The sequence below is a fragment of the Lacibacterium aquatile genome (genome assembly GCF_042683105.1).
Taxonomy (GTDB): domain Bacteria; phylum Pseudomonadota; class Alphaproteobacteria; order Elsterales; family Elsteraceae; genus Lacibacterium; species Lacibacterium aquatile.
On the sequence record NZ_JBHUIP010000001.1, the window covers coordinates 254,910 to 267,196 of the forward strand.

Genomic DNA, 12,287 nt, shown 5'->3' on the forward strand with positions numbered 1-12,287 from the left:
AGAAAGAAGAGAAGATGCCCAAACGTACAGACATCAAGAGCATCCTGATCATCGGCGCGGGTCCGATCGTCATAGGCCAGGCTTGCGAATTCGACTATTCCGGCGTGCAGGCCTGTAAGGCGCTGCGTCAGGAAGGCTATCGCGTCGTTCTGGTGAACTCGAACCCCGCGACCATCATGACCGACCCCGGTCTGGCGGATGCGACCTATATCGAGCCGATCACCCCGGAATTCGTCGCCCGCGTTCTTGAAAAGGAACAGGTCGACGCTCTGCTGCCGACCATGGGTGGCCAGACTGCGCTCAACACCGCCCTGGCCCTGGCCGAGAACGGCACCCTGGACCGTCTGGGTGTCGAGCTGATCGGCGCCAAGCAGGAAGCCATCGAAAAGGCCGAAGACCGTCAGCTTTTCCGCGATGCGATGGAGAAGATCGGTCTGGAATCCCCGCGCTCGCACATGGTGACGAACCTGGAGCAGGCGCGTGAGGCCCTGGGCAAGGTCGGCCTGCCCGCGATCATCCGCCCCTCCTTCACCCTGGGCGGTCAGGGCGGCGGCATCGCCTATAACGCCGAGGAATTCGAGAATATCGTCGCGGGCGGCATCAAGCTGTCGCCGGTCGGCTCGGTCCTGGTCGAGGAAAGTGTCCTCGGCTGGAAGGAATATGAGATGGAAGTCGTCCGCGACCGCGTGGACAATTGCATCATCATCTGCTCCATCGAAAACATCGATCCGATGGGCGTCCATACCGGCGACTCGATGACCGTCGCCCCGGCCCTGACGCTGACCGATAAAGAATATCAGCGCATGCGCGATGCCTCCATCGCCGTGCTGCGCGAGATTGGCGTCGATACCGGCGGCTCCAACGTGCAGTTCGCGATCAATCCCGAAGATGGCCGCATGGTCGTCATCGAGATGAACCCCCGCGTCTCGCGCTCCTCCGCCCTGGCCTCCAAGGCGACCGGCTTCCCAATTGCCAAGGTCGCGGCCAAGCTGGCCGTCGGCTACACGCTGGACGAACTTGCCAACGATATCACCAAGGTGACCCCGGCCAGCTTCGAGCCGACCATCGATTATATCGTCACTAAGATCCCCCGCTTCACCTTCGAGAAGTTCCCCGGCGCCTCCACCACCCTGACCACTTCGATGAAGTCGGTCGGCGAAGTGATGGCCATCGGCCGCAACTTCAAAGAATCGCTGCAGAAGGCCCTGCGCGGTCTGGAAACCGGCCTGTCGGGCCTGGATGAGATCGCGGTCGAAGGCGCAGAAGATGGCGCCAACACCCAGGTCATCCGCGCTGCTCTCGCCACCCCGACGCCGGATCGCCTGCGTATCGTTGCCCAGGCTCTGCGCTGGGGCATGAGCGTCGAGGACGTCCATACCGTCACCAAGATCGACCCCTGGTTCCTGCGCCAGATGGCCGAGATCATCGCGACCGAAAATGACGTGGCGGCCAAGGGCCTGCCCCAGACGGCTCCAGCCCTGCATGCCCTGAAGGCGCAAGGCTTTGCCGACGCCCGCCTTGCCAAGCTGACCGGCAAGAAGGAAGCGGATGTCGCCGCCCTGCGTGCCAAACTGAAGGTCAATCCGGTCTTCAAGCGCATCGACACCTGCGCCGCCGAATTCGCCAGCGACACGCCCTACATGTACTCGACCTACGAAGGCGAAGGCCTGTTCGAGGCACCGGAATGCGAAAGCGTCCCGACCGAGCGCAAGAAGGTCATGATCCTCGGCGGCGGTCCGAACCGTATCGGCCAGGGCATCGAGTTCGACTATTGCTGCGTCCATGCGGCCTATGCGCTGAAGGAAGCCGGGTTCGAGACCATCATGGTCAACTGCAACCCGGAAACCGTCTCGACCGACTATGACACCTCGGACCGTCTCTATTTCGAGCCGCTGACCGCCGAAGACGTGATCGAGATCGCCCGCAAGGAACAGTCCAAGGGCACGCTGCTGGGCTGCATCGTGCAGTTCGGCGGCCAGACCCCGCTGAAGCTGGCGGCGGCTCTCGAAAAAGCCGATATCCCCATCCTCGGCACCTCGCCCGATGCCATCGATCTGGCCGAAGATCGCGAGCGTTTCCAGGCCCTGCTACAGGACCTGAAGCTGCTTCAGCCCAAGAACGGCACCGCCCGTTCGGCAGAAGAAGCCGAGCGCGTCGCCGCCGAAGTCGGTTATCCGGTCGTGCTCCGCCCGTCCTATGTGCTGGGTGGCCGCGCCATGGAGATCGTCCATGATGTTGCAGGTCTGCGCCGCTATGTGACCACCGCCGTGCTGGTCTCGGGTGACACGCCGGTCCTGATCGACAGCTATCTGCGCGATGCCATCGAAGTGGACGTCGATGCCGTTTCCGACGGCAAGGACGTGCTGGTCGCTGGCGTCATGGAGCATATCGAGGAAGCGGGCATCCATTCGGGCGACAGCGCCTGCGCCCTGCCGCCCTACTCGCTCTCCGCCGCCATCGTCGAGGAGATCAAGAAGCAGACCGAACAGCTCGCCCGGGCGCTTAAAGTGGTCGGCCTGATGAACATCCAGTTCGCGGTCAAGGACGACACGGTCTACATCCTGGAAGTCAATCCGCGCGCCAGCCGCACGGTGCCCTTCGTCGCCAAGGCCACCGGCCGCCCCATCGCCAAGATGGCCGCCCGCATCCAGGCTGGCGAAAAGCTGGCCTCCTTCCCGCCCGCCCCGGCCGGTATCGCCCAGGTCGCGGTCAAGGAAGCGGTCTTCCCGTTTGCCCGCTTCCCCGGCGTCGACACCATCCTCGGCCCGGAAATGAAGTCGACCGGCGAGGTCATGGGTCTTGATGCCGACTTCGGCCGCGCCTTTGCCAAGGCGCAGATCGCAGCGGGCAACCTGATCCCGACCAAGGGCACCTGCTTCATCTCGGTCCGTGACAGCGACAAGCCGCAGGCGGCACAGCTCGCCCGCAGCCTGATCCAGATCGGCTTCAAGATCGTCGCGACCAAAGGTACCGCCGACTATCTGACCGACCAGGGCATTGATGCCACCCGCGTGAACAAGGTGCAGGAAGGCCGCCCGGATGTGACCGACCTCATGCGCTCGGGCGGCGTGCAGCTGGTCATCAATACCGTCGCGGGCCGCCAAGCCTCGTCCGACGGGTTGACGATCCGCCGCACCGCGCTGAATTCCAGCATCGCCTACGTCACCACCATCGCTGGCGCCAGAGCCACCGTTCGGGCCATCGAAGCCCTGAACGGCGAAACCCTCGGCGTGCGTCCCCTGCAGGAATACTTCACCGGGACCTTCTAAACCCCAGGACCTGCAGAACTATTTTCGAAGTCAACATCCAGCGTTAAGACCTTATTAACGCTGGATGAATGACCTTCACCTTCCGTGAAGGTTGCATGACGTCACGTTTCTCCCCTTGCGAGCTGGTAGCAGCGCGCCTATCCTTACTGCCCCAGAACCGTGGCAAGACCGGTTAAACCGATCTGGCCGCGGCATTCTATTGCCTGAACGACGACTGAGGTTCCTTGGGTATGGAAAAGGTTCCCATGACCGCCGGCGGTTTCAACCGTCTGGAGGCCGAGTTAAAGAATCTAAAGTCTGTTGAACGCCCCGCCGTCATCAGAGCTATCGCAGAAGCCCGCGACCACGGCGATCTTTCCGAAAACGCGGAATATCACGCCGCCCGTGAGCGTCAGAGCTTCATTGAAGGCCGTGTGGCCGAGCTTGAGGATATGGTGTCGCGCGCCGACATCATCGATCCGACCAAGCTGTCCGGAACGACCGTGAAGTTCGGCGCCACCGTCACCCTGGCGGATGACGATACCGGCGAAGAACAGACCTATCAGATCGTGGGCGCCGTCGAAGGCGACATCAAGTCGGGGCTGCTGTCCATCACGGCCCCCCTGTCCCGCGCCCTCATCGGCAAGTCCGTCGGCGACAATGTCGAAGTGACGACGCCGCGCGGCTCGAAGTCCTACGAGATCATCGACCTCGCCTTCAAATAAGAAGACCGAAGGTTCGCTGACGTGAAAACGGCGCCCAAATGGGCGCCGTTTTTGTTTATGGCCATCTTGAAGACTCGTCATGCCGGGACTTGATCCCGGCATCTCCTCCGAGCGCGTTTCCACCCTGTCCCAGTCCTATTTGGACAAGCTCCCGGAGGAGATCCCGGTGTCGAGCACCGGGATGACGACCAACACAAATGATTGGAGATCCCGTGGTCAAGCCACGGGATGACGACATAAACTGAAAAGCCAGGATATCTACCGCGCCAGGTTCTTCATCACATTATGGATGATCCCCGGCCCGACCCCATCGCCCAGCGACATGATCGATTCGGGATGGAACTGCACGCCCGCGATGGGACGGCTCTTATGCTCCACTGCCATGATGAGGCCGTCGTCGGTCTGGGCGGTGACGCGGAAGCCTTCCGGCAGCACCTTGGGCTCGGCATAGAGCGAGTGGTAGCGGCCTACGGCGAAGCGATCCGGCAGCCCTTCGAACAGACGCGACTGATCGGCAGCACAGCTCACTTCGGATGACTTGCCGTGCATCGGTTCCGGCAATTGCCCAAGTTCGCCGCCAAAGGCCTCGACCATCCCCTGAAGGCCTAAGCAGACGCCGAAGACCGGGATATCCATCTCGTCGGCCTGACGGATCATATCCGGCACGCCGAACTGCTCCGGCCGTCCCGGCCCCGGTGACATGACCACCAGATCCCAGCCGCCATCGGCGATCACCGGCAGGGCGTGGCTATGGCGCATGGTGACGACCTCGGCCCCGGTCTGGCGGAAATAATCGCCCAGGGTCAACACGAAGCTATCCTCGCAATCGACCATCAGCACCCGTTTGCCGGTGGCAGGTGGCTGTTCGGCGACCGGCGGGTTGTTGCTGATCTGGCCGACGGTGGCGAGCGCGCGGCGGGAGGCCGCCGCCTTCAACACCGTTTCGGCCTCTTCGGCCACCGGGTCACTGTCGAACAGCAGCGTGGCGCCGACGCGGATTTCGGCGATCTCATCCTGCAGGCGGATTGTGCGCAGCGTCAGTCCGGTATTGCAGCCGCCATCGAAGCCCAGCTTGCCCACTGCCCCGCCGTACCAGCGGCGCGGTGACTTCTCGTTGGCTTCGATGAATTCCACCGCCCAACGCTTGGGCGCGCCGGTCACCGTCACTGCCCAGCAATGGGTCAGGAAAGCATCGAGGGCATCGCAGCCCTCGCGCAGGGTGCCTTCCACATGATCGACGGTATGGATCAGGTGGGAATACATCTCGATCTGGCGGCGGCCGATGACGCGCACCGTGCCCGGCTGGCAGACGCGCGCCTTGTCGTTGCGATCGACGTCGGTGCACATGGTGAGTTCGCTCTCGTCTTTTTCAGAGTTGAGCAGCGCACGGATCTGGCGGGCATCCTCGATGGCGTTCTTGCCACGGGCGATGGTGCCGCTGATCGGGCAGGTTTCGATGCGGCGCCCTTCGACCCTGACGAACATCTCCGGGCTGGCGCCGACGAGATATTCCCCGCCCAGATTAAAGACGAAGCCATAGGGGCTGGGGTTGATGCGGCGCAGGGTGCGGAACAGGTCGGTTGGCCGTGCCGTGCATTTCTCGAAGAACGTGTGGCTCGGCACCACTTCGAACAGGTCGCCGCGCTTGAAGTACTCCAGCGCGTCCCGGACGATCCCGGCATAGCCGCCTTCGGGGAATTCCGAGGCCTGAAACGGCGTCTTCTGCAGGCCGCGATAATCCACGTCCGGCGTTTCGCGCGACAGGCCTTCGGTATTCACCCCATCTCCGGTGAAATCATAGGAATAGACGGTCGCCCGGCCCGCATGGTGATCGACGATCGTCACCCGGTCGGGGATGAAGAGCACCAGGTCGCGCTGGTCTTCGGCGCGCGGCATCTTGCGCTCGATCCCTTCGACCTGATGCAGCAGATCAAAGCCGAAGGTGCCATAGAGACCGAGGTACGGATCTTCATCCGAGAAGAAATGGCCGATGATCGCCCGCAGGACCGAGAAGGCCGACGGCTGACGCGAGCGGTCTTCTTCGGCAAAGCGCAGCGGCGGCGGGATGATCGCCCCATCGATCCGGGTTTCAGCGATGGAGAGCGACGCGAGATGCGGATGCGCCTCCAGGGCGGGCAGTAGCAGTTTCAGCAGGATGCGCCCACGTCCATTGAGCGCCACCATCGAGAAAACGCGGTCGCGGGTCGTGATCTCGACCGGCGGATTGGCAAAGCCCATGCTCCAGCGCTTATAGCGGCCGGGATATTCATAGGCAGAGGACAGGAAGGCGCCACGGCGGCTGTCGAGCTGATTCAACAGGCTTTCGACGGCAGTATCGATGGCATGGATGGATTCACGACGGGTAACGGTCAGACCGCCAGCGGTCTGATAAACGAGATCGGTCACGGGAAGTCCTCGTGGCTGCTTTTCAAACGGAGATCGGAATGCGCGGATAACTTTCGCGGGGGCGCATCAGCCCCGCGACTGCCATCGACGCCATCGTCCAATCTTGCGTTGATCCAGCACCGGTCACGTCTTTCGAAATAATCGACCCTTAAGGCGATACCATCGCCATCGCGTCGTGGTCAACCCGTCAAACAAAACTCGTCATCCCGTGGCTTGACCACGGGATCTCCTCCGGGAGCTGGTCCAAGTCTCACCCGGGCAATGTGGAAACGCTCCCGGAGGAGACCCCGGGATCAAGTCCCGGGGTGACGACAAGGCACAAATGGCAAGAGACCTCTAATCAGAAAACCCAAGACGATGCGTGCCTAGGTCAAGTCGCCCCGACCAGTGCCGCCCGGCGCGCCTTGTAGGCTTTCGCGGCCTGCCAGAAGCCCAGACCGTCACCATCGACAAAATGGATATGTTTGCCCTCCACCACCTTGCCGACAAGGCAGGTGATGGTCGCGGCCGGTGCGCGATAGGAGCCATAGAGGATTGTTCCGGCCCGGGTGCGCTCCTCCAGCAGAGCCTCGATCCGCTCGGCCTGATCCAGACTCACATCGATGACGAGACGCAGCCCCGTGGCAACCCGCCGGAAATCGGTCTGCCGGGCAACCGCGCCACGATAATCGCGCGGATTGAAACGCCCGATGCCCCGATCCAATCGATAGAGGCCCCACATCAGAACGACCTCCAGCGCCACGGAAGCCAGCTTCTTCAGTCGGGCGCCGCTGCGGGCGAGCAAGGTTTCCTTCCAGGCTGCCGGGATCATGGAACGCAGACGCGGCACCATGTTCGACCCATCGCCCAGCGGGGCGGCCTCATCGATAGCAGCTATAGCGTCGATGGCAGCCCGCAGGACTTCAATCTCATGGGCGCCGCTGGCATCCTCGGCTACTGGATCCGCCATCAGGCACAGGATCGTCCCTTTCCGACTGTTGATCGGCTCCCAGCGGCAGGAAAGCCCGTCCAGCCCATCCAAGGGACCTTCCTGCGGCACCAGCTGATGACCGGCATCGCTTTTCAGTAGCCGGTCGGCAATCGAGGCACCCGCCCCCAGGAACATGCCGTAATAGTTCCCCTGCCCCGCGTCATAGAGGGCAGCCAGCACCTCGCCGCCAGCCGCCTCGATCTCGGCGACCGAGACCAGCCCGACGCGTAGCTCAAGATCGAAGGTATTCTGCGACCAGTAACCCAGCGCCGCCAGGGTGCGCTCCACCCCGGCGCGGGCCTCGGGCGGGATTGCCAGCGTGGCGCCATCGCCACCGAACTGGCAGGCGACGGGATGGGGTGAATATTTCGCGACCTCGGCCTGGATCGCGGCGATGACGGCGGCAGCGACGAAATTGACATCGCGGTAGCGCCCGCTCTGCACCTTCTTGGTACTGCCGACGATATCGGAGACGGCCAGCGCCCAATCGGGCGGCAGACGCCGGTAACGGGCAGGATCGGTCGCTGCGTCGAAGCGATCGATCAAAGGCAGATCGGACATGGAGACCCTTTCAAAACAATGCCCCAAGCTATATGGATCAAACCTGTGTCCAGGGTATAGCCGTCCCTCGTGATTATCGGCTTGCACGAGGAAAGCCAATCGCTATACTCCGCGCTCCTTCGTGGCAGTCGGCTGCGAGGAACGATTGCGTCTGGGCCACGAGGTCATGCCCGGCCAATCGGTTTGTCGACCCCTTATGTTGAGGATCGAAATGACCAAGTTGAAGACCAAGAGCGGCGCCAAGAAGCGTTTCCGCTTCACCGCCACCGGTAAGGTCAAGTTCGGCGTTGCGAACAAGCGTCACGGCATGTCCAAGCGCACGAAGAAGATGATCCGCACCTCGCGTCGCACGGAAATCATGTGCGAGAGCGATCGCGGTCTTGTCCTTAAATACATGCCCTACGACCGGTGAGGTGCTAAATGGCTCGTGTTAAGCGGGGCGTAACGTCGCACGCCCGTCACAAAAAGCTCCTGGGTCTTGCCAAGGGCTATCGCGATCGCAATTCGTCCAACTACCGCATCGCTCTCGAAAAGGTCGAGAAGGCGCTGCAGTATGCCTATCGTGACCGTCGCGTCAAAAAGCGCACCTTCCGCGCTCTTTGGATCCAGCGCATCAACGCTGGTGCTCGCCTCTATGGGCTGAGCTACTCGCAGTTCATGAACGGCGTGAAGAAGGCCGGCATCGAGCTCGACCGCAAGATCCTGTCGGATCTCGCGACCCGCGAGCCCGAGTCGTTTAAGGCGGTGGTTGAGCAGGCCCAGGCCGCCCTCTCCGCCTAAAGACGAACGTCTTTCTGGTTAGTGGTAGCAAACGGGGCCGTTCCGTCGAACGGTCCCGTTTTCTTTTGTCCGAACCCTAAGGAATTTCTGGAATGAGCGACGGACAGACTCTCGACGCCCTCAAGGATGGCGCGCTGGCTCAGGTGGCATCGGCCTCCGACCTTGCGTCCCTGGAAGCCGCCCGCGTCAATCTGCTGGGCAAAAGCGGCAGCGTTTCGGCCGAAATGGCTAAGCTGGGCAAGCTCCCGCCCGAAGAGCGCAAGGCTTTCGGTCAGGCGGTGAACGTCGTCAAGCAGGCGGTCGAGAGCGCCCTCAAGGACCGGTTCGAGATCCTGAAGCGCGAGGCGATGACCGCCAAGCTGGCTGCCGAAACCATCGACATCACCCAGCCGGTGGCACGTCAGGGCGCGGGCAAGCTGCATCCGATCACCCAGACCATCGACGAGCTGATCGCCATCTTCGGACAGATGGGCTTCACGCTGGCCGAAGGGCCGGACATCGAAGACGACTTCCACAATTTCACGGCGCTGAACTTCCCGGTCGGCCATCCGGCCCGCGAAGCGCACGACACCTTCTATCTGCCCGATGCGCCCGAGGCGGGTAAGGACGGCAGCCACAAGATGCTGCTGCGCACCCACACCTCGCCCGTGCAGATCCGTACCATGCTGAACGGCAAGCCGCCGATCCGCGTGATCGTGCCCGGCCGCACCTACCGTTCGGACAGCGACCAGACCCACACGCCGATGTTCCACCAGATCGAAGCGCTGGTGATCGACCGCAACATCAACATGGGCCATCTGCGCGGCACCATCACCGAGTTCGTGCGCGCCTATTTCGAGCAGGACGACATCCCCGTCCGCTTCCGCTCCTCCTTCTTCCCCTTCACCGAACCCAGCGCCGAAGTTGACATCGGCTGTTCGCGCAAGGGCGGGGAGATCAAGATCGGCAAGTTCGGCGACTGGCTGGAGATCCTGGGCTCCGGCATGGTGCACCCGAACGTCATCCGCAATTGCGGCCTCGATCCCGACGAGTGGCAGGGCTTTGCGTTCGGCATGGGGATCGAGCGTATCGCGATGCTGAAGTACGGCATTCCCGATCTGCGCACCTTCTTCGATGCCGACCTGCGTTGGCTCGATCACTACGGCTTCGCGCCGCTCGATATTCCCTCGCTCATTACGGGGCTCGGCCGATGAAATTCTCGCTCTCCTGGCTGCTGGAACATTTCGAAACCCAGGCGCCGCTTGAACTGCTGCTCGATACCCTGACCGACCTCGGGCTCGAGGTTGAAGGCGTCGAGGATAAGGCTGCCGCGCTGGCGGGCTTCACCATCGCGCGCATCAAGGAAGCCAAGCAGCATCCGAACGCCGACCGCCTGCGCGTCTGCACTGTCGAAACCGGTACCGGCCCGGACATCCAGGTCGTCTGCGGCGCGCCCAACGCCCGCACCGGCCTCGTGACCGTGCTTGCGGTGCCCGGCCAGACCATTCCGCGCAACGGCACCGTCCTCAAAAAGGGCGAGATCCGGGGCGAGGCATCGGAAGGCATGATGTGCTCGGGCTATGAGCTTGGCCTGACCGAAGACCATGAAGGCATCATGGAGCTTCCGGCCGACGCTCCCATCGGCGCCAAATTTGCCGAAACCATGGGCCTAGCCGACCCGGTGGTCGAGATCGCCATCACGCCGAACCGCGCCGATGCGCTGGGTGTCCGTGGCATCGCCCGCGATCTCGCTGCCAAGGGTCTGGGCCAGCTGAAGCCCCTGCCCTATCCCGATGCGCCCGTCACCGGGACCTATGAGCATCCGGTCGGCCTGACGATCACCCCGGATGCCGCCAAGGGCTGCCCCGTCTTCTATTCGCGCCACTTCAAGGGCGTGAAGAACGGCGAAAGCCCGGAATGGCTGAAGGCGCGCCTGCAGTCCATCGGTCTGAAGCCGATCTCGGCCCTGGTCGATATCACCAACTTCCTGACCTTCGATCTCAACCGTCCGGCCCATGTGTTCGACGCGGGCAAGCTCGCGGGCGATCTGGTGGTCCGTCCGGCCAAGGCGGGCGAGACGCTGCTGGCGCTCAACGGCAAGGAATATGCCCTTGAGGACGGCATGACCGTCATTGCCGACGATAAGGCTGTGCTCAGCCTCGGCGGTATCATGGGCGGCGAGACCACGGGCGTCACCGAAGGCACCACCGAAGTTGTGCTGGAGATGGCCTATTTCGACATGCTGTCGATTGCCCGCACCGGCCGTAAGCTCGGCATCCTGTCGGACGCCCGCTTCCGCAACGAACGCGGCATCGACCCGGCCTTCACCGCCAAGGGTATCGAGATCGCGACCCGCCTGATCCTGGAGATCTGCGGCGGTGAGGCTTCGGACGTCGTGGTCGCGGGCCATACGCCCGACACCACCCGCACGATCCACCTGCGCCCGGCCCGCACCGAAGCCCTGACGGGCATCAAGATCGACACGGCCGAACAGGTTGCGATCCTGGAAGCCCTGGGCTTCGAAGTCACCAAGGACGGCGAGAAGCTGGCCGTGGTGCCGCCCTCCTGGCGCGGCGATGTGGAAGGCGAAGCCGACCTGATCGAAGAGGTCATGCGTGTCCATGGCATCGATCAGGTGCCGGAAACCCCGCTGCCCCGCCCCGAAGGTCTGCCTACCCCGGCGATCACCCCGAAGCAGCTGCGTGACCGTCGCGTGCGCCGCATCCTGGCCGGTCAGGGCCTGATGGAAGCCGTTACCTGGTCGTTCCTCGACCATGCGACGGCGGTGCGCTTTGGCGGCGGCGATGCCTCGCTGACCCTCACTAACCCCATCGCCTCCGATCTCGATCAGATGCGCCCCTCCGCCCTGCCGAACCTGCTGCGTGCTGCTGCACGCAATCTGGCTCGTGGTGCGGAAAGCGTCGCCCTGTTCGAAGTCGGCCCGGCCTTCAACAGCATCAAGCCGGATGGTCAGACCCAGGTCGCCATCGGCCTGCGCGTCGGCCCGGCAACTGAACGCCATTGGCGCGGCGGCAACCGTCCGGTCGATGCTTTCGATGCCAAGGAAGACCTCTATGTCGCCCTGCGCGACCTGGGTCTTGCTCCCGACGGCATGCCGGTCTTCCGCGACACTCCCGACTGGTACCATCCGGGCCGTTCAGGTGTGATCAAGCTCGGCCCTAAGAACGTGCTGGCGCGCTTCGGCGCCCTGCACCCGAGCCTGCTGGAGGATTTCGGCATCGATGCGCCCGCCGTGGCGTTCGAACTGTTCCTCGACATGGTGCCGATGCCCAAGACCAAGGGTCGCGCGCGTCCGACGCTGAAGCTCGCCAGCCTGCAGCCGGTCCGTCGCGACTTCGCCTTCCTGGTCGATGCCTCGGTTGAGGCGTCGGTGTTGCTGAAGGCGGTCAAGGATGCCGATAAGGGCCTTATCGTAGACGCCAGCCTGTTCGACGTCTATGCGGGCAAGGGTGTGCCGGAAGGCAAGAAGTCGGTCGCGGTCAGCATCACGCTGCAGCCGACCGAAAAGACTCTGACCGATGCCGAAATCGAAGCCGTCGCCGCCAAGGTCACGGCCGATGTGGTGAAGGTCACCGGCGGCAGCCTGCGCGGGTAAGG

8 protein-coding genes are annotated in these 12,287 nt (G+C 63.1%); 6 read left to right on the plus strand and 2 right to left on the minus strand.

Annotation, left to right across the window (positions count from 1 at the left end; genetic code table 11):
• Window positions 1–14: 14 nt before the first annotated feature.
• Both carB and greA read left to right on the plus strand, forming a co-directional pair.
• A complete protein-coding gene (carB, locus tag ACFSM5_RS01275; protein WP_379874368.1) occupies window positions 15–3,269 on the plus strand; it encodes a carbamoyl-phosphate synthase large subunit in 3,255 nt (1,084 codons plus the stop codon).
• Window positions 3,270–3,499: 230 nt separating this feature from the next.
• A complete protein-coding gene (greA, locus tag ACFSM5_RS01280) occupies window positions 3,500–3,973 on the plus strand; it encodes a transcription elongation factor GreA (RefSeq protein ID WP_379874371.1) in 474 nt (157 codons plus the stop codon).
• 258 nt (window positions 3,974–4,231) lie between these two features.
• Here the strand turns inward: greA and ACFSM5_RS01285 are convergent, their stop codons facing one another.
• Both ACFSM5_RS01285 and ACFSM5_RS01290 read right to left on the minus strand, forming a co-directional pair.
• Window positions 4,232–6,379, minus strand: a complete 2,148-nt coding sequence (locus tag ACFSM5_RS01285; protein ID WP_379874373.1) for an anthranilate synthase component I — start codon at window positions 6,377–6,379, stop codon at window positions 4,232–4,234.
• Between the two features lie 370 nt (window positions 6,380–6,749).
• Window positions 6,750–7,910, minus strand: coding sequence for a DUF3095 family protein (locus tag ACFSM5_RS01290; RefSeq protein WP_379874376.1), 1,161 nt, complete (start codon window positions 7,908–7,910; stop codon window positions 6,750–6,752).
• Between the two features lie 211 nt (window positions 7,911–8,121).
• Here ACFSM5_RS01290 and rpmI point away from each other — a divergent pair, with 211 nt between their 5' ends.
• From rpmI to pheT, 4 genes are all read left to right on the plus strand, one after another.
• Complete coding sequence (rpmI, locus tag ACFSM5_RS01295) at window positions 8,122–8,322, plus strand: 50S ribosomal protein L35 (RefSeq protein WP_379874378.1); 201 nt, start codon at window positions 8,122–8,124, stop codon at window positions 8,320–8,322.
• A gap of 8 nt (window positions 8,323–8,330) precedes the next feature.
• On the plus strand, window positions 8,331–8,690 hold the full coding sequence (gene rplT / locus ACFSM5_RS01300; RefSeq protein WP_379874381.1) for a 50S ribosomal protein L20: 360 nt from the start codon (window positions 8,331–8,333) through the stop codon (window positions 8,688–8,690).
• Window positions 8,691–8,782: 92 nt separating this feature from the next.
• The gene (gene pheS, locus ACFSM5_RS01305; protein ID WP_379874384.1) at window positions 8,783–9,883 is read left to right on the plus strand and encodes a phenylalanine--tRNA ligase subunit alpha; all 1,101 of its coding nucleotides are present in this window, start codon (window positions 8,783–8,785) and stop codon (window positions 9,881–9,883) included.
• Window positions 9,880–12,285 (plus strand): phenylalanine--tRNA ligase subunit beta, encoded by a 2,406-nt coding sequence (gene pheT, locus ACFSM5_RS01310; protein ID WP_379874386.1) that lies wholly within the window; start codon window positions 9,880–9,882, stop codon window positions 12,283–12,285. Before pheS ends, pheT begins: the two co-directional genes overlap by 4 nt.
• Window positions 12,286–12,287 lie beyond the last annotated feature (2 nt).

What these genes read in the sequence shown, in the direction of transcription:
- rplT (WP_379874381.1), top strand. Translation starts at nt 8,331, where the DNA reads ATGGCTCGTGTTAAGCGGGGCGTAACGTCGCACGCCCGTCACAAAAAG.
- carB (WP_379874368.1), top strand. Translation starts at nt 15, where the DNA reads ATGCCCAAACGTACAGACATCAAGAGCATCCTGATCATCGGCGCGGGT.
- ACFSM5_RS01290 (WP_379874376.1), bottom strand. Translation starts at nt 7,910, where the DNA reads ATGTCCGATCTGCCTTTGATCGATCGCTTCGACGCAGCGACCGATCCT.
- greA (WP_379874371.1), top strand. Translation starts at nt 3,500, where the DNA reads ATGGAAAAGGTTCCCATGACCGCCGGCGGTTTCAACCGTCTGGAGGCC.
- rpmI (WP_379874378.1), top strand. Translation starts at nt 8,122, where the DNA reads ATGACCAAGTTGAAGACCAAGAGCGGCGCCAAGAAGCGTTTCCGCTTC.
- pheT (WP_379874386.1), top strand. Translation starts at nt 9,880, where the DNA reads ATGAAATTCTCGCTCTCCTGGCTGCTGGAACATTTCGAAACCCAGGCG.
- pheS (WP_379874384.1), top strand. Translation starts at nt 8,783, where the DNA reads ATGAGCGACGGACAGACTCTCGACGCCCTCAAGGATGGCGCGCTGGCT.